Origin of the sequence: Photobacterium carnosum (genome assembly GCF_021236965.1) — a bacterium.
Taxonomy (GTDB): domain Bacteria; phylum Pseudomonadota; class Gammaproteobacteria; order Enterobacterales; family Vibrionaceae; genus Photobacterium; species Photobacterium carnosum.
Genome location: NZ_WMDN01000004.1, coordinates 302,047 through 321,099, shown reverse-complemented (window position 1 = coordinate 321,099; position 19,053 = coordinate 302,047). Strand labels below are relative to the sequence as shown.

At 33.6% G+C, this 19,053-nt stretch carries 18 protein-coding genes and 1 pseudogene; 18 read left to right on the top strand and 1 reads right to left on the bottom strand.

The genetic code is table 11. The features are described 5' to 3' along the window. The first annotated feature begins 294 nt into the window (after positions 1–294). Complete coding sequence (locus GLP24_RS06565) at positions 295–1,377, top strand: acyltransferase family protein (protein WP_232615737.1); 1,083 nt, start codon at positions 295–297, stop codon at positions 1,375–1,377. Between the two features lie 29 nt (positions 1,378–1,406). Further along, the gene (gene aroC / locus GLP24_RS06560) at positions 1,407–2,492 is read left to right on the top strand and encodes a chorismate synthase (RefSeq protein WP_045039953.1); all 1,086 of its coding nucleotides are present in this window, start codon (positions 1,407–1,409) and stop codon (positions 2,490–2,492) included. Between the two features lie 197 nt (positions 2,493–2,689). On the opposite strand, the gene GLP24_RS06555 is transcribed toward aroC, so the two are convergent. Next, entirely contained in the window at positions 2,690–3,307 is a 618-nt protein-coding gene (locus GLP24_RS06555) for a trimeric intracellular cation channel family protein (RefSeq protein ID WP_101769316.1), read from the bottom strand. 314 nt (positions 3,308–3,621) lie between these two features. On the opposite strand from GLP24_RS06555, the gene GLP24_RS06550 reads away from it, so the two are divergent. From GLP24_RS06550 to GLP24_RS06475, 16 genes and pseudogenes are all read left to right on the top strand, one after another. After that, positions 3,622–4,173: an elongation factor P hydroxylase gene (locus tag GLP24_RS06550; protein WP_101769317.1), complete on the top strand. Its 552-nt coding sequence runs from the start codon at positions 3,622–3,624 to the stop codon at positions 4,171–4,173. 15 nt (positions 4,174–4,188) lie between these two features. Beyond that, entirely contained in the window at positions 4,189–4,446 is a 258-nt protein-coding gene (locus GLP24_RS06545) for a YfcL family protein (RefSeq protein ID WP_232615736.1), read from the top strand. Positions 4,447–4,561: 115 nt separating this feature from the next. Further along, entirely contained in the window at positions 4,562–5,431 is an 870-nt protein-coding gene (locus GLP24_RS06540) for a Wzz/FepE/Etk N-terminal domain-containing protein (protein ID WP_232615735.1), read from the top strand. Between the two features lie 28 nt (positions 5,432–5,459). After that, complete coding sequence (rfbB, locus tag GLP24_RS06535; RefSeq protein WP_232615734.1) at positions 5,460–6,539, top strand: dTDP-glucose 4,6-dehydratase; 1,080 nt, start codon at positions 5,460–5,462, stop codon at positions 6,537–6,539. 1 nt (position 6,540) lies between these two features. After that, complete coding sequence (gene rfbA / locus GLP24_RS06530; RefSeq protein WP_232615733.1) at positions 6,541–7,413, top strand: glucose-1-phosphate thymidylyltransferase RfbA; 873 nt, start codon at positions 6,541–6,543, stop codon at positions 7,411–7,413. A 13-nt stretch (positions 7,414–7,426) separates the two neighbouring features. Continuing rightward, complete coding sequence (gene rfbD / locus GLP24_RS06525) at positions 7,427–8,317, top strand: dTDP-4-dehydrorhamnose reductase (RefSeq protein ID WP_232615732.1); 891 nt, start codon at positions 7,427–7,429, stop codon at positions 8,315–8,317. Between the two features lie 20 nt (positions 8,318–8,337). Further along, positions 8,338–8,880, top strand: a complete 543-nt coding sequence (gene rfbC / locus GLP24_RS06520) for a dTDP-4-dehydrorhamnose 3,5-epimerase (RefSeq protein WP_232615731.1) — start codon at positions 8,338–8,340, stop codon at positions 8,878–8,880. A 3-nt stretch (positions 8,881–8,883) separates the two neighbouring features. Then, positions 8,884–10,110 carry a flippase gene (locus tag GLP24_RS06515; protein WP_232615730.1) on the top strand — a complete coding sequence of 409 codons (1,227 nt, stop codon included), beginning with the start codon at positions 8,884–8,886 and terminating at the stop codon, positions 10,108–10,110. Position 10,111: 1 nt separating this feature from the next. Then, the gene (locus GLP24_RS06510) at positions 10,112–11,284 is read left to right on the top strand and encodes an O-antigen polymerase (protein WP_232615729.1); all 1,173 of its coding nucleotides are present in this window, start codon (positions 10,112–10,114) and stop codon (positions 11,282–11,284) included. Next, positions 11,271–12,197 (top strand): glycosyltransferase family 2 protein, encoded by a 927-nt coding sequence (locus GLP24_RS06505; protein WP_232615728.1) that lies wholly within the window; start codon positions 11,271–11,273, stop codon positions 12,195–12,197. Before GLP24_RS06510 ends, GLP24_RS06505 begins: the two co-directional genes overlap by 14 nt. Before the next feature lie 49 nt (positions 12,198–12,246). After that, a complete protein-coding gene (locus tag GLP24_RS06500) occupies positions 12,247–13,344 on the top strand; it encodes a glycosyltransferase (protein WP_232615727.1) in 1,098 nt (365 codons plus the stop codon). Beyond that, entirely contained in the window at positions 13,341–14,462 is a 1,122-nt protein-coding gene (locus GLP24_RS06495) for a glycosyltransferase family 4 protein (RefSeq protein ID WP_232615726.1), read from the top strand. The genes GLP24_RS06500 and GLP24_RS06495 overlap by 4 nt, the downstream gene beginning before the upstream one ends. Before the next feature lies 1 nt (position 14,463). Then, positions 14,464–15,060, top strand: coding sequence for a sugar transferase (locus tag GLP24_RS06490; protein ID WP_107213470.1), 597 nt, complete (start codon positions 14,464–14,466; stop codon positions 15,058–15,060). Further along, the gene (locus GLP24_RS06485) at positions 15,057–15,683 is read left to right on the top strand and encodes an acetyltransferase (protein ID WP_232615725.1); all 627 of its coding nucleotides are present in this window, start codon (positions 15,057–15,059) and stop codon (positions 15,681–15,683) included. Before GLP24_RS06490 ends, GLP24_RS06485 begins: the two co-directional genes overlap by 4 nt. Positions 15,684–15,692: 9 nt before the next feature. Continuing rightward, positions 15,693–16,871 carry a DegT/DnrJ/EryC1/StrS family aminotransferase gene (locus tag GLP24_RS06480; RefSeq protein WP_232615724.1) on the top strand — a complete coding sequence of 393 codons (1,179 nt, stop codon included), beginning with the start codon at positions 15,693–15,695 and terminating at the stop codon, positions 16,869–16,871. Positions 16,872–16,989: 118 nt separating this feature from the next. Next, positions 16,990–18,903, top strand: a pseudogene (locus GLP24_RS06475) (polysaccharide biosynthesis protein). The last annotated feature ends 150 nt before the right edge of the window (positions 18,904–19,053 follow it).

Sequence of the window (19,053 nt, the reverse complement as noted above, 5' to 3'; positions counted from 1 at the left end):
TTACTTGCTTTAGTCTGTATGGCAACAGGTATGGTAGTAACGGCATTGGTTGCAGTATCACTGAAGAAATTCCGTAAAGCAAAAGCGGATAAAGTGTTAGCGTAGGATATTTAAAGGACGAAGGAAAGTAGTGACAAGGAAGTGTAAGCGGTAATGTTTTACTTGTTTTTGTTCTTAGAATCTTAATCTTCGTTCTTCTTTTATTAAAGAATAAAAGCGATAGGTGAAAGCCTATCGCTTTTAATTTATTCCGCATTAGAATAGAATCAAATTTTATTCTAATGTATTAGATTTATGCGAGAAGATAACCGTAGATATGGTTCAATAGATGGGTTGAGAGCTATTTTGGCTATATCCGTATTTATACATCACTATGTCATAACATACGTATGGAAAACCAAAGGTGTATGGGTTAGGCCTGAATCTGATTTTTATAATCACTTAGGACAAGCTAGCGTTGGATTTTTCTTCATCATTACCGGATACCTATTTACAAAAAAAATGATTTTAACTAAAAGTAATTGGTTAGATTTTTTTATAGGTAGAGTCTTTAGAATTTATCCTATTTATTTATTCTCAACTTTTGTTGTTATACTGTATTCATTTTATATAACTGATTTTAGTTTACAGGTTCCGATTAAATCATTCTTATTCGAACTATATAATTGGGGGATGTTTGTTACTCCAAGTATTAATGGTAACAATAATGCAAATTTAATGTTAGCAGGGATTACATGGACTTTATCATATGAGTGCTTCTTTTATATCATGTTACCACTGTTATATTTTTCTTTTAATAAAATAAAATTATCATTCATTGTGTTAGCAATTATCGTTTTTTATTTAAGTATTGATCCTATTGTGATTTATTTTTATCACTGGACTTTTAATACTGTTATGTTCTCATTCTTCTTGTTTGGTTTTATTTGTGCTTTAGTTGAATCTAAAATTAAAAAAACAAGTGTTAATGTAAATAATAAATATATATTTTGCACTGTTTTTATATTATTGTTTTTATTGTTTTTCTTATTTAAAACGTCATTTGGATTTTATCAAAGTCTTATTATAGCAATGATTTTTTTCTTATTTATTTATGGTTTTGATTTTAATGGATTATTAAAAAATAAAATTATGATTTATTTGGGGGATATTAGTTATAGTATTTACCTCATTCATGGTTTGGTTTTATATACAACATATACAATATTATTTCCTTCGTTATGTGCTAATTTATCATTTAATCAGTATATGCTTCTAATGCCAATAGTACTTTTAGTCGTTATTTTACTCTCAATGTTTACTTATACATATATAGAAAAACCGATGATAAAAATGGGAAAAGTGGTTAGTAAAAAATTAAAAAATAATGTAAATTAAATGTTGGCATTATATTAAGAGTATTACAGATGGCCGGAAATACCATAGGACAATTGTTTCGCGTTACTACCTTTGGCGAAAGTCATGGAGTAGCATTAGGATGTATTATTGACGGTTGCCCACCAGGATTAGCACTCACAGAAGCTGACATGCAACACGATCTTGATCGTCGCCGCCCAGGCACCTCAAAATATACCACTCAACGTCGTGAAGCGGATGAAGTTAAGATTTTATCCGGTGTATTTGAAGGTCAAACTACGGGTACATCGATTGGTTTACTGATTGAAAATACCGATCAACGTTCAAAAGATTATTCTAATATTCAGAATTTATTCCGTCCCGGCCACGCAGATTATACTTACCAGCAGAAATATGGCGTACGTGATTACCGTGGTGGTGGTCGATCATCTGCACGTGAAACCGCTATGCGTGTTGCTGCGGGTGCTGTTGCTAAAAAATACCTTAAACAAGCGCATGGCATAGAAGTATGTGCTTACTTATCACAAATGGGTGATGTAAAAATAGATAAGGTTGATTGGCAACAAATTGAACAAAATGCCTTTTTCTGCCCTGATGTTGATAAAGTCGACGCCTTTGATGAGCTGATCCGTAACCTTAAAAAAGACGGTGATTCGATTGGCGCTAAAATTACCGTGGTTGCTCGTAATGTTCCTGTAGGTTTAGGTGAACCGGTATTTGATCGTTTAGATGCTGATATTGCTCATTCATTAATGAGTATCAATGCCGTTAAAGGGGTTGAAATTGGTGATGGTTTTGATGTGGTTGAACAACGGGGCAGTGAACACCGTGATGCCATGACATTACAAGGATTTAAAACCAATCATGCGGGCGGTATTTTGGGGGGTATTTCATCAGGGCAAGATGTTATTGCGCATATTGCACTAAAACCGACCTCAAGTATCAGTATTCCGGGTGAAACCATCACTAAGCAAGGCGAATCAGCCGAAGTGATCACCAAAGGTCGTCATGATCCCTGTGTTGGTATTCGCGCGGTTCCGATTGCTGAAGCGATGTTAGCGATTACGCTGATGGATCACTTATTGCGTAACCGTGGTCAAAATGCAGATGTAGTCACAACAACACCGAAGATTTAGAGCTTGGTTACGCTGTAAATTAATATTGAAATGACGGAATAATTTTATTCCGTCATTCCTTATAGTGAATGCGAACCATCCACCGTCATTCCCTTTGTTAGTATCTTTCTGTTGTAGCAAAAGTAAATATCTCTCAGATAGCCTCATACCTTAACTTGTTGTGGCTTAATGAACTTCTACACCTAAAGAAGAAGATTTTACACTTCAGCTTCTTCGAAGTTAAATACGGGTAAACTCCAGCTAAAGAACACAGCAGCCATACGTAAACCAAAGCCAACAACCAATGTTACTAGTGTGGTTGTATCAGCAGGGACATTAAAGTGCAGCATCGTGACATATATAATGCCAGCAAGGAAAGACACTGACGCATAGAGTTCTTTGTGTAATACCATTGGCTTGCTACGAGTGATCATATCGCGAAGTAACCCACCAAAAACCCCTGTAATGACTGCCGCTACTACACAGATAATTGGTGATAATCCCATTGTGATTGCAACTTGGCAACCAATAATACTAAATACAATCAATCCAATAGCATCAAGAATAATAAAAATCTTATGAAAGCGTACGACCCATTTACCTAATACTGTCGTTAATAAGCCAGCAACGCAGGTGATGACTAAATATTGTGGGTGTGCCACCCAACCAAGTGGATAGTGGCCTAATAAAATATCACGCATTGTGCCGCCACCAATAGCCGTTGCACTTGCGACTAACATGACCCCGAACCAATCCATATGACGTTTACCTGCGGCAAGTGCGCCCGTCATTGCTTCTGCAGTAATACCGATAATGTATAAGATAGAAAGTAGCATAATAACTGTGATGGCCGTTGTTTATCATAAGAATAGGGTATTGTAATAGTGACAGTTATCAACTTCTAATGAAAAGAATTTAGTGTCAGATGAATTGAATTCATGCAAAAAACACTTTTGTTATTATTTGTAGTAGATATGTGAGCTTTCTCGCTATTCCTTACCGGAAGATGACGAACGAGATTAAAGAGATCAAGTAAAATAATCCTCATGTTGTAGATCTACCTTTTTACTTAATGGCTCTAAATGTTCAAACAATATATAATTCGCTGGTTAATTTAAATTGTATCCAAATGAATGAAATGAAAACACATATGAATCATGACTATAACGATCTTATTCGTTTGTTTAACACGGTCTTTTTAGAGCGTTTAAATACTGAATTATTACTAGGTGGCGATGAGCCTATTTACCTTCCTGCCTCAGAGGAACGTACTCATCATCAAATTATCTTTGCTCGTGGCTATTATGCGTCAGCGATGCATGAGTTAGGGCATTGGTGTATTGCGGGTGAAGCAAGACGCTTATTAGAAGACTATGGCTATTGGTATCAACCCGATGGACGTAGTGCTGAAGTACAAGCTGCATTTGAAGTGGTTGAAATTAAGCCGCAAGCTATAGAATGGATTTTATCGGCCAGCTGTGGATTTAACTATCAGGTAAGTTGCGATAATTTAAGTGGTAACTGCGAGCCTGATAGAGTGGGATTTACGTTAAAAGTACGTGAGCAAGTTATAAACTATTTAACGAACGGTATTCCAGAGCGAACCAAAATGTTATCCGATACCTTCCGTGATTTTTATGGTATTGCACCACTAACAGCCGCTAATTTCCCCAAACCGATCCCATTAACTGATTATGCTTAACCGCAAGGATAGAACATGATCCACGATTATGAACAAAAGCTATTACAGCTGATTGATGACAATATTGACAGTGCAACGGATGACGAACTGTTTGCTGGTGGCTATTTACGTGGTCATATTTCACTTGCCGCTGCAGATTGTGAACAGCAAGACATTGATGATATTATTGTTATGCAACAAAAAGTAAAACAAAGCTTGCGGGATGCAAAAAGTGAACTAAACCCAAGTGATTGGCAATTAGTGCAGCAATACAGTGATAAATTGATGGCATAACAACATGTTATAGCATATTGTCATTGATCAATAGAAAATTAGAGTTGGTGCTTTGTGGGTGTATAGCATATCCCAAGGGCGGTAGCGTGTATTTAAAATAAAATGAGTAGTAAATATGGATCTATCACGAAAGCAAACTGATGAAGTTGGTTGTGATCAGATGTATAAAGTATTGTGGCGAGGTAAAAATTGGATAATGCTAAGTGCCAGTTTTTTTACTCTGATTGGATGGTATTATTGTTTATCTATAAAACCGTTATGGAATGCCTCTGAATATGTATATTTTACTGATAATAACCATGTCGTTTATGGTAAAAATAAAAATAATCAAAATTTTATAGAGACCTATTATTCTAATAAAGAAACTAATGTATTGAAAGATATAACTTCAAATGAATATCTATTTAAAAGTTTTTTTTCTTTATTTAATTCATTTGATAATAAAAAAGAATTCATATTATCAAATTATATAGTCAAAAGACATGTACAAGCTAATAGCATAATATTAGATGATAAATTTATTAATCTACTAGCGAGTCATATTTCGCTATTGTATTTTAAAAGTAATCAATATATCTTAACTGTTAAGACTATTAATCCTAAACTTAGTGTCGATATTCTTAATGCTTATATTATTTTTATTGAAAAAAAATTAACTCATGATGTTTTTGATAAGTTAAAAATAACAGCTATAGCTGATAATTACTTAGCTGATTATGAGGTTTTTGATTCTAATAGGGTGGGTAATTCATTTGAGTCGTTTTTAAATTCAATTATCTTTATTGAAAGAATAAAGCCCAAAAGAGTTACATTGGTGACTTCACCATTAAAAATAGAAATGATTAACTTCTCAAAGAAATCAGAACGTCCGATAAATAATTTAATACCACAAAAGATTTTCATTAACTCTCTTTTTATGATTTTCGGATTAATGCTTGGTATATGTAGTGTTCTTATTAAAGATGTTGTTAACAATAAGAAATAGTTATTAACTATAAAAAATAGGCTTTTTAATGAAAATTCTTGTTACTGGTGGTGCCGGATTTATTGGATCTGCTGTTATTCGTCATATTATTAATAATACTCAAGATAGTGTTATTAATGTAGATAAATTAACCTATGCGGGAAATTTAGAGTCTTTAATTGATATTGAAAATAGTGACAGCTATGCATTTGAACTCGTTGACATTTGCGATCGTACAGAATTAGATCGTGTATTTGAACAACATCAACCAGATGCTGTCATGCATTTAGCTGCTGAAAGCCATGTTGATCGATCAATTGATGGTCCTGCGGCATTTATTGAAACGAATATTGTTGGTACTTATACAATTTTAGAAGCAACTCGTGCTTACTGGAATCAATTAGAAGAAACCCGCAAAGCTGCTTTTCGTTTTCATCATATTTCTACTGATGAAGTTTATGGCGATTTAGAAGGCACTGATGATTTATTTACTGAAACAACTTCTTATGAGCCATCAAGCCCATATTCTGCATCTAAAGCCTCAAGTGATCATTTAGTTCGTGCTTGGCTGCGTACTTATGGTTTACCTACGATTGTGACTAATTGTTCAAATAATTATGGCTCTTATCATTTTCCTGAGAAATTGATTCCGTTAATTATTCTAAATGCATTAGATGGTAAAGCATTACCAGTTTATGGTGATGGGATGCAAATTCGTGATTGGTTATATGTTGAAGATCATGCTTCAGCACTTTATACCGTAGTTACTAAAGGCGAAGTTGGTGAAACTTACAATATTGGTGGTCATAATGAAAAAGCTAATATTGAAGTAGTTAAAACTATTTGCTCGTTACTTGAAGAGTTAGTACCCAATAAACCTCAAGGCGTAACTCAATACCAAGACTTAATTACTTATGTTACTGATCGTCCTGGGCATGATGTTCGTTATGCTATTGATGCTTCAAAAATTGCCTGTGAATTAGGTTGGAAGCCAGCAGAAACGTTTGAATCTGGTATTCGAAAAACAGTTGAATGGTATTTAACTAATCAAAAATGGTGGAGCCGAGTATTAGATGGTTCATACAGTTTTGAACGTTTAGGTACTACAACTAATAATAAAGAGAAATAAGATGAAAGGAATTATTTTAGCTGGCGGTTCAGGTACTCGTCTTTACCCAATTACTCGCGGTGTTTCAAAGCAGTTGTTACCAATTTACGACAAACCAATGATTTTTTACCCGATATCAACATTAATGCTGGCAGGTATCAAAGATATTCTCATTATTACCACACCAGAAGATAATGATAGTTTTCGTCGTTTACTTGGTGATGGTAGCGATTTTGGTATTAATCTTGAGTACGCGATACAGCCTTCTCCTGACGGTTTAGCACAGGCATTTATTATTGGTGAAGAGTTTATTGGCAATGATAGTGTATGTTTAGTATTGGGCGATAATATTTTTTATGGTCAATCATTTGGACAACAACTTAACCATGCTAAGAAACTGACTTCTCAAGGGATCGCAACAGTGTTTGGTTACCAGGTCAAAGACCCTGAGCGATTTGGTGTGGTTGAATTTGATGACAATATGAAAGCGATTTCTATTGAAGAAAAACCGCTACAACCGAAATCAAATTATGCGGTAACAGGATTATATTTTTATGATAATCGTGCTGTTGAAATGGCAAAACAAGTTAAACCATCACACCGTGGTGAGCTTGAAATAACCACATTGAATGAAATGTACTTAAATAATGGTTCATTGAATGTTGAATTATTGGGTCGTGGATTTGCATGGCTTGATACTGGTACTCATGAAAGTTTGCATCAAGCATCTTCGTTTGTTGAAACAATTCAAAATATTCAAGGCTTAAAAGTAGCTTGTCTTGAAGAAATAGCTTGGCGTAATGGTTGGCTAACATCAAAGCAAGTAAAAGAGGTGGCTCAGCCTATGATGAAAAATGAATATGGCCAGTATTTAACTCGCTTAATTCAAGATTGATAGAGATGTAATAATGAAAGTATTGATTACAGGCTGCAATGGACAAGTTGGTAGTTGCTTAGTTAAATTGTTGCAGAATAATAAAAACATTGAAATCAGCGCTGTTGATCGCGTGGAACTTGATATTACTCAGCAAGAAGCGGTGAGTCATTATGTCTCTTCTTTTCAACCTGATGTGATTATTAATGCCGCCGCTCATACTGCTGTTGATAAAGCAGAGCAACAAATTGAACTATCATATGCAATTAACCGTGATGGCCCTAAATATTTAGCTAAGGCTGCAAATGAGATTGGTGCGCTTATGATCCATATCTCTACGGATTACGTATTTGACGGTACAAAAGATACGACTTATGTAGAGACTGATTTGGTTAATCCACAAAGTATCTATGGCGTAACGAAGCTTGCTGGTGAAAAAGCAGTTGCGGAAGCTTGTCCTCGGCATATTATTCTACGAACGGCGTGGGTATTTAGTGAATATGGAAATAATTTCGTTAAAACCATGCTTTTTTTAGCTCAGCAAAGAGACTCATTAGGTATTGTTAATGATCAATTTGGTGGTCCAACTTATGCTGGCGATATCGCTGCTACTTTAATTAAGATGGCACAAGTAATTACAGATTCAAATAAATCATTTGATACTACTAATTATGGAATTTATCATTTTTCAGGTTTACCACATGTAAGTTGGTGTGAGTTCGCACAAGAAATTTTTGAAAAAGCAACTACGCAGGAGATATTAATTAAATCCCCTGATGTTAACGGGATTAAAACAGAAGAGTATCCAACACCAGCTAAACGTCCTGCAAACTCAACATTAAATACCAATAAAATAACAACAGTATTTAATATACCAGCAAGTAACTGGCAATTAGCATTAAATCATTTAGCTGATTACGTTTAAGACTAAATTAGAGAAGTATAATGAAAGTTATCGATACTAGTATTCCTGATGTGAAAATTATTGAACCAACTATTTTTGGAGATGATCGTGGTTTCTTTATGGAAACGTGGAACCAAAAGAAGTTTGAGGACTTAGTCACGGGTAATCCGACGAAATTTGTACAAGATAATCATTCAAAATCAAAAAAAGGTATTTTACGTGGATTACATTACCAAACAGAGAATACTCAAGGTAAATTAGTCCGTGTAGTTTCTGGTGAAGTTTTCGATGTTGCGGTTGATATTCGTAAAGATTCTTCAACGTTTGGCCAATGGGTTGGGGTGTATTTATCTGCTGAAAATAAGCGACAACTTTGGATTCCTGAAGGTTTTGCCCATGGTTTTTATGTAACGAGTGATGAGGCAGAATTCGTTTATAAGTGTACTGATTACTATAATCCTGCAGCAGAAATATCAATAGCTTGGAATGATTCTAATATTAAAGTTGATTGGCCTTTGTCAAATGACCCCGTATTATCAGAAAAAGACGCTAATGCTTTAGAACTTATAATGTTGGATTATTAACAAATGTATAAGAATATATTTTTTAATATTATTGGCATGTTGATTCCAGGACTCATATCTATACCTGCGATGGCATATTTGGCGCGAGGGCTAAATGTTGAATTGTTTGGTATTCTAATGTTGTCGTTTTCAATTCTAGGTTACAGTGGACTATTTGATGCTGGTATAACAAGAGCTGTTATTCGAAAAATAGCAACTCAAGATGAATTGGATTTTGATAAAAAGATAATGGGTACAGCATTAGTTTCGGTATTTTTTATATCAATTATTGCTGCTATTGGTATTTATTTTGGCTCTAGCAACATAACTACGTTATTAAATGTAACCCCCAATGAAATTGAAGATGTCACATCAGCAATAAAGTGTTTAAGCATTATTATACCTTTCTTTTTAGTTGGTACTGTTGCTTTTGCATATTTAGAGGGAAAACAGAAGTTTCTAGAGTTAAATAAATATAAAATCTTTACCGGAACAATAATATCTTTATTTCCTGTGATTGCTGTATTTATACATAATAGTTTGCTTTCTGCTATTATCGGTTTATTAATCGCTCGAGTATTAGTATCTTTTGTTGCTTTCTATTCTTGTTATAAATATTTAGGAAAGCATTTCTTATGTTTTAAATGGAATGTGTTTTACGAATTAATAACGTTTGGTGGGTGGATAACATTATCAAACATTATTAGTCCTTTAATGGTATATGCTGATAGATTTATTTTATCAAATATAATGGGAGCAGAAAAAGTGGCTTTTTTTGCAGCACCAACAGATTTGATTCAAAAAATAAGTATTATACCAGGAGCACTAGCTAAGACTATTTTTCCATTTTTTAGTAAAAATGAAGGTAATAATCAACAAATGGCAAGACAAGCTTATATTAGTTTGGCACTTGTACTTTTTGTTATATTAATACCATTGTTTATTTTTTCTAAAGAAATCTTAACTTTTTGGCTTGGTAGTGAGTATGGTCTCTACTCTACCGATGTTCTTAAAATTTTAATTGTTGGTTTCTTTTTTAATGCGCTTGCACAAATACCATTTTCACGTATTCAAGCTATAGGGAATTCAAAACTAACAGCATATATTCATATGGCAGAAGTGATACCATTTTTTGTTATATTATTTTTATTAGTTCATTCATATGGCTTCGTTGGTGCTGCAATTGCTTGGAGTCTACGAGTCATTATAGATTTTGTTGTCCTTGAGTATTTTTCAAGAAGGATCGGATAAAATGAACTATTCCGCTTATGCTCTTTTTATAATTGTTTTTTTCTGTGTAATTGCATCTTACAGAAAAATGTCATTATTTTCTCCTCTTGTGATAAATTGTTTTGCTTGGAGCGTTAGTTTTGTTCCTGGAATATTTTTTTATGAAGATTATTACCCGATAACAAATAGCGTATTTACTGCTTGGGTTGTCTGGTTTTTTGTTACAAATATATTGTTTATAAAATTCGATCCCCAGAATCCAAATAGATTTAAAGAATCATGTACTTCTAGTTTAGAAATAAAATTTAATTATCAATATATTATTTACATTCTTGCTCTCGTTTTAGCCTATAGAATATGGGTTGTTGGAAGTAGTGGTCCATCTCAATTTTTCTTAAATTTAAGACTGGGTACAATGCATGAAATAGGGTATCAAACACTTGGCCTTATTGAACGTTTTTATCCGTTAATTTTAGCTCTTTTCGTATTTGAAAATATATATGAAAGTAAAAATAATCTAAATAAACGTATAGCATTATGGTTATGGATGGCGCTTTTTGCATTAGCTGTGATGGGGAAATTTGCTATATTAACTCCAATATTGATTTGGATCGGAATTAAAATATTGAAGAAAGAAATAACAGTGAAAACTGTATTTTTCATTACAATATTTACTGTATTAGTCATGGTCTTTATGCAGTTAATAAGATCAGATAGTAAAACGAGTACTGATTACTTCAAATTATTATCGATTTATACATATTCACCAATTGTTGGATTAGGATATGTTAACTTTAATTTGTCGCCATTGTTTGGCGCTAATTCATTACGATTTTTCTATGCAATAAGTTATGCATTGGGCTTCAATAATACACCTGTTAATTTGATTTTCTCTTATGTTGAAATACCTGTTTTAACAAATGTTTATACAGTGTTGTATCCATTTTACATGGATTTCAAAATTGGTGGAGTATTCGTATTTTCAGTAATATATGGTTGTGTGTTTGGTTTGTTATATAAAGGTGTTAATTTTAAAAATACTTTTTTTATGGCATTATACTTTATTTTTCTTCCTGCATTATTCACTCAGTTTTTTGTAGAAAGTTTATTTTCATTATTATCGCTTAATATACAAGTAACGTTTTGTTTATTAATTATATTTATAATTTCAAGGAAGAGTGATGCAAACTGTTGATATCTTAATGGCAACGTATAATGGATCTGAATTTATTAAAAATCAGATTCTATCGTTGCAACAACAAACAGAGAATAATTGGAAGCTATTCATTCGTGATGATGGTTCTACGGATAATACAGTCGCAATAGTTAATGAAATGGCTAACCTTGATTCAAGAATAATTATAGTTAAAGACGATTTTGGAAATATAGGGCCAGGTAAAAGCTTTATTGAATTAACTAAATACTCTGAATCAGAATATGCTATTTTTTGTGATCAAGATGATATTTGGTTTGAACGTAAGATTGAAAATTTAAAAAAACATGCAAACATCAAATTAAGAGAAAATGTACCAGGGTTAGTGTATTGCGATGCTTATGGCTATAATAGCAACAAAGGTATTATTACATTACCAAGTATTTCTACTGTTAGAGCTGAAAATTTAAATGAATTTTTATTTTTCAACTCGGGTTATCAGGGGTGCTCTATATTATTTAATAAGTTTCTATGTAACATGCTTAAAGAATACACGGTAAAGTTCCATTTACATGATGATATAACCTCTCTTATTGCTCATGTTTTTGGTGATGTATTCTTTTTAGACGATAAACTAATGTTATATCGCCAGCATGATAGAAATGTTACAGGAAATGTAAATCAGAATGATATTAAAAGTATAATAAAACGAGTATTAAATACTGATGGTGCAGTTTTAACTAAATTACATTATGATGAAAAAAAATGTTTTTATGAATTTTATAAAGATTCAATTTCAATAAAAAATAAAAAATTATTTAATGCTTATTTTGAATACCCTAACCTATCATTATTTAATAGATTGAAGATAATAAATAAAAACGGTTTTAAATTAGGGCAATATAAGTTTAGATTGTTATTTAAAACAATATTTCAAAAGTCGATAAATAAATAGTTAATTTATAATTGTTAAATATAACTATTATAATAGAGCGTTCATAAGAATGAAAATATTATTAGTAATTACTGGTTTAGGCATGGGTGGTGCTGAAAATTTAGTCGTGAACCTAGCCGATAAGTATGTAGACCAAGGGCATGAGGTTGTAATCACTTATGCTTTTGGTGACGCAATAGTTACACCTAAAAATGAAAATATTAAACTGGTGTGTCTTGGTGTTAGCCATTATAGCGATTTTTTATCCGCTTATTTTAAATTGACAAAGCTGGTGAAAGAATTTAAACCTGATATTATTCATAGCCATATGATACATGCCAATTTATTATCACGTTTAGTACGATTAACAACAAAGGTTCCTCGGTTAGTATGCACTGCTCATAGTATCAACGAAGGTGGACGCTTACGTATGTTTGCTTATCGTATAACGGATAATTTAGCTGATATATCGACAAATGTTAGTCAAGAAGCTGCTAATAAATTTATACAATTAGGAGCTGTTCCTGCAAAAAAGATGAGGACAGTATTAAATGGCATTGATACTAATACGTTTATGTTTAGTACTGAAAAAAGAATTAAATATCGTAAACGATTTGGTCTTAATGATAAAGATAAATTAATTGTTGCTGTTGGGAGCCTTAATTTACCGAAAGATTATCCCAATTTACTTAACGCTGTATCCATTATTGTGGCTAATAACTTAAATGTTAAAGTTAAAATTGTTGGTGATGGCCCATTAAAGGATAAGTTATTACAGTTAGTTGATGAATTAAACCTTACTGACGTTGTTGAATTTATTGGTATAAATCGTGATATCCCTGGAATAATGTCAGCAAGTGACCTATTTGTTTTATCATCATCCTTTGAAGGATTTGGTTTGGTTGTAGCTGAGGCCATGTCTTGCGAAAGACCTGTAGTAGCGACAGATTGTGGTGGTGTCAAAGAAGTAGTTGGGAATGTTGGTAAACTCGTAGCCCCTGAGAATTCAGATGATCTTGCTAAAGGAATCATTGAGGTTTTGAGCAAACCAGAACAAGAATTACTGCGACTAGGTAAGCAAGGACGACAACGTATCTTAGATGAGTATTCCCTGGATTTTGTTGTTGAGCAATATATGAATTTATATAATCGGAGTAAGGCTGAGTGAAAATACTCCAAGTTACCACCGTCGCAACAACATTAAATGCATTTCTTTTGCCTTATGCAACAGCATTTAAAGCTTTAGGATGGCAGGTTGATGCTGCAGCAGAAGGAATAAATGATTTCCCAGAAGTTATTGCTGCACATGATAATGTTTATAATATTGATTTTTGTCGTAATCCATTAAAAATAAAACAGTTGTTTTCTTCTGTTTTACAAGTTAGACAATTGCTAAAACAGAACGCTTATGATGTTGTGCATGTACATACACCAATAGCGGCCTTTTTAACCCGTTTAGCTGCTATTGGGTTAAGCAACACTAAAGTATTTTATACTGCACATGGTTTTCATTATATAAACACGAATACCAAATTTAAGAATTTTATTTTTTACTTAGCAGAAAAAATAGCTTCATTTAAAACGGATCATTTATTTGTTATTAATAATGAAGATTACCAGTTTGCAGTTGATAAAAAGATAGCTTCGAGAGATCAAGTTACAAAGATATACGGTATTGGTGTTGATGAAAGCTTATATCAATTTAATGCTGATGCGAGAATACAAAAACGTCAGCAACTTGATGTTGATAATGAATTTGTGATTCTGCAAGTGGCAGAGCTAAATAAGAATAAAAACCAACAGCAAGTATTGCATGCATTAGCGATAGTAAAACAGCAACAACTGACTCCTTTTAAATATATACTCGCTGGTATTGGATCCGAAAAAAAAGCATTGGAACAGTTGGTTAAAGATTTAAACTTAACTGAAGATGTTCAATTTCTTGGGTTCCGTAAAGATGTACAAGATCTAATCTCAGCCACTGATGTGGTATGCTTATCATCTCAACGGGAAGGCTTGCCACGTTGTATTATGGAAGCAATGTGTGCTGAGCGTCCAATCATAGCAAGCAATATTCGTGGTTGTAATGATTTATTATCATCAGGTTGTGGTGAGTTAATTCAATATAATGATACTGAGGCTTGGGTTGCAGGTTTTACAACGCTGATTCAAAACCCAGAATTACGCTTAACAATGGGGCGTAAAGGGTTACAAGAAATCAAAAAAAATTATACAGAAAAAGATGTCGTTAGTTCGGTTATCGATATCTATCAAAGGTATGTTTAGTATGAAACGTCTATTCGATATTATTGTTTCTATTATCGCGTTAATTTTATTATCACCTGTTATTGCTATTACTGCTTATTTTATTAGGAAAAAATTAGGCTCTCCGGTGCTATTTCGTCAAGTGCGTCCTGGATTAAATGGTAAGCCATTTGAGATGATCAAATTTCGTACAATGCGTGATGCGGTTGATAAAAATGGTAATGCATTACCAGATGAAGAGCGAATGACTACTTTTGGTCATAAGCTACGAAATAGTAGCTTGGATGAATTACCAGAATTATTAAACGTATTAAAAGGTGATATGAGTCTTGTTGGGCCAAGACCATTGTTGATGCAGTATTTACCACTTTATAACCAGCACCAGCAACGTCGTCATAATGTACGGCCTGGTGTAACGGGATGGGCCCAAATAAATGGTCGTAATGCTATTAGTTGGGAACAAAAATTTGATTTAGATGTTTGGTATGTTGATAATCAAGCATTTATTTTAGATTTAAAAATTCTATTCTTAACAGTTAAGAAAGTGTTAGTAAAAGATGGTATTAGCGCTGATGGGCATGTCACAATTGAACCGTTTAAAGGGACAAAGCCAGAGTGAAAAAATTAGCGATTGTTGGGGCTGGAGGCCATAGCAAAGTCGTAGCTGAAATTGCTCAGTTAAATGGATGGACATCGTTAGACTTTTTTGATGATCGTTGGCCGACATTAACGCAATTTAGTGATTATACTGTTGTGGGGAATATCCAGTCTCTTTATAAGAGTATTGTTGACTATGATGGTGTGATTATTGCTATTGGTAATAATGAAATAAGGGCTAAATTATATTTAACGTTGGTAGCTCAAGATGCTAATTTTATTTCATTAATTCATCCACGAGCAATTATAAGTACAAGAACAAAAATCGGTAATGGTACTGTCATTATGGCTAATGTAGTGATAAATCCAGATGTAGTTATAGGCAATAACTGTATAATTAATAGTAGTTCAGTAATAGAACATGACTGTTTTATTAATGACCATGTCCATATTTGTCCTAATACTGCTCTTGCCGGTGAGGTGAAAGTAGATAAAAAAGCATGGATAGGAATTGGTTCTACTGTTATCCAGCAAATAAATATTGGTGAAAATGTATTTGTTGGTGCTGGATCAACGGTAATCCATGATATACCAAATGAATTAAAAGTTGTTGGTACGCCAGCAAGAGAAATAACGAATAATTAGGAGCTTATTGTGCTTAACACCCCTTTTTCACCATGGCCGTCGTTTACAGAACAAGAAGCCAATGCTGTAAGTCGAGTTTTATTATCTAATAAAGTTAACTATTGGACTGGTACTGAATGTCGTCAGTTCGAAAAAGAATTTTCTGAGTGGGTCGGATGCGATTATGCGATCGCATTAGGTAATGGAACACTAGCATTAGATCTGGCATTAAAAGCTATTGGTGTACAACCTGAAGATGAAGTGATTACCACATCACGTACATTTTTAGCAACGGCATCATCAATTGTTACTGCTGGAGCAAATCCTGTTTTTGCTGATGTTGATTTAAACAGCCAAAACATTACAGCAGAGTCAATTGAAGCGGTAATAAGTCCTAAAACTAAGGCGGTAATAGTTGTCCATCTAGCAGGAATGCCTGCAGAAATGGATGACATTATGGCGTTATCTGAAAAGTATGGATTTTATGTTATTGAAGATTGTGCTCAGGCACATGGTGCAATGTATAAAGGTCGTGCTGTTGGTACCATTGGTCATATTGGTGCTTGGTCATTTTGTCAAGACAAGATCATGACCACTGGTGGTGAAGGAGGCATGGTTACTACTAATAATCATGATTTTTGGTCTACTATGTGGGCTTATAAAGATCATGGTAAGAGCTATGATGCTATCTATAATCGTCAACATCCAGCTGGCTTCCGTTGGTTACATGAGTCTTTTGGTACAAATTGGCGTATGACTGAAATGCAGGGTGCTATTGGTCGTATTCAATTAACGCGAATGTCAGAATGGACTCAAAAACGTCATCAACATGGTAAAATATTGGATGATGCTGTAGCTAAATTTGATATTATTCGTACAGTTATTGTACCTGAATATAGTCAACATGCTGAATATAAGCATTATATGTTTATTCGCCCTGAGTTTTTAGCTGAAGGTTGGAGCCGAGATCGTATTGTCGATGAAATCGTAAAATTAGGTGTTCCTGCTTATCAAGGTAGTTGCTCTGAAATATATAAAGAAAAAGCGTTTGATAATACAGCATGGCGTCCAAAGCATGGTTTACCACATGCCATCGAGTTAGGTGAGACTAGTCTAATGTTTTTAGTACATCCAACACTAACAGTAGAAGAAGTACAAAAAACATGTGTGGTTATTCAGCAAGTTTTAACTAAAGCATCACGTAATTAAATATATTAATTGTAGTTTTAAATAAAGCGGCATGTTGCCGCTTTTATTTTATATATAACTTATCATCTATAATATTTAATAAAATATAAGATAAGTAAATGTTATTTTCTGAGGATGTATGGCTATTATTGATGCTTTTTTCTCAATTCCTAGACCTTATAAGCGAGTTATAAGCGTCTGTATTGATCTTGTTTTTATACAAATTGCTTTTTGGGGGGCTTTTTGGACTCGTCTTGGTGAGTTTGATCAAACTTATAGTGTTGATTATTTGTATTTAGTGTCATTTTTATCAGTGATAACTATTACGTGCTTTATTAAAATCGGTTTTTATCGTGCTATTTTACGTTATTTAAGCGTACATGCGGTATTTACACTCGCTATTGGTTCTCTAGTGTCAACTGTTGTTTTTGTGCTTACCACGTATTTTTTTAGTATTTGGGTGCCGCGAACGGTCGCTATTATTTATTTGGCATACTTATTTATACTAACAGGTGGAGCACGATTTTCTATTCGCGTATTTTTTGCTCAGCTTGAAATGAAGCGAAAACCTAATGTCATCATATATGGTGCAGGAGTTGCTGGGCGTCAATTGGTGAATTTATTACGTCAAGGTGATGAACTAAATCCTGTGGTTTATATTGATGATAATAAAAAATTGCAATGTAATGTATTACAAGGTTTAACAGTATATAAGCGAGAACAGTTATCACGGTTAGTTGCTAAATTTGATGTTAAGCAAGTTCTATTAGCTATGCCAAGTGCAACACGTAGTCAGCGTAAAGCGATTGTCACTGCACTCGTCGATCTTCCTGTCGAAGTATTATCGATTCCTAATCTTGATGCTATCGTACATGATAATGTTTCATTAGATCAGCTACATGATGTGCCTATTGAAGATCTGTTAGGTCGTGAATCTGTGCAACCTAATGAACAATTAATGGAAGCGAACATTAAGCACAAAGTAGTTATGGTGACGGGGGCCGGTGGTTCGATAGGTTCTGAATTATGTCGAAAAATAATATTAAATCAACCACAAACATTATTATTATTTGAGCTATCTGAATTTGCGTTATATACCATTGAAAAAGAGTTATCAGAATATATTGCCAAACGTGGTTTAGATGTTGAATTAATTCCATTATTGGGATCAGTACAACGTATTAACCGTCTTGAAGCTATCATGACAACATTTAAGGTTAATACAATTTATCATGCGGCAGCATATAAACATGTACCAATGGTTGAATATAATGTTGTCGAAGGTGTACGAAATAATGTCTTTGGTACTTTTTATACAGCTCAAGCCGCAATTAATGCAGGCGTATCTTCATTTGTATTAATATCTACTGATAAAGCCGTTCGACCAACGAATGTTATGGGTACAACGAAACGTATGGCAGAACTTGGTTTACAGGCCTTAGCTGAGAAAGAAGCTTTAAAAGTGCATGGTACTCGTTTTTGTATGGTGCGCTTTGGTAATGTACTTGGTTCATCTGGTTCAGTGATCCCGTTGTTTAAGCGCCAGATCAAAGAAGGTGGACCAATTACTATTACTCATCCCGATATTATCCGTTATTTTATGACGATACCAGAAGCTGCTCAGTTAGTAATTCAAGCTGGAGCTATGGGGAAGGGTGGCGATGTATTTGTTCTTGATATGGGGAAACCTGTAAAAATAGTTAATTTGGCTGAAAATTTAGTGAAATTATCTGGTCTAGAGATAAAATCAGAGCAAAATCCTTACGGTGATATTGAGTTTAAATATACTGGATTACGCCCTGGCGAAAAGTTATACGAAGAACTGTTGATTGGTGATAATGTTAATGAAACAGAACATAGCCGAATTATGACGGCGAATGAGCGTTTCTTATCATTAGTGGAATATCAACAAATTCTTGATTAATTAGATATTGCATGTCATGACTTTGATCATGAAAAAATCCGCAAAATATTGATGGAAGCGCCAACAGATTTTAATCCAAGTGATGGTATTGGTGATGTTGTTTGGAAGCGTAAGCAATTAAATAATTAAGAAATAATTCAAATATTGTTTATTCAAAAAAAGCCTAGCGCATTATATGTGTTAGGCTTTTTTTTTCCATAAAGGTGATAAGGGATCTATTATTTGTACGCTAAAAATATAATGTAATCTAAATATAAGGCTTAAGTTTACGGTAACTAG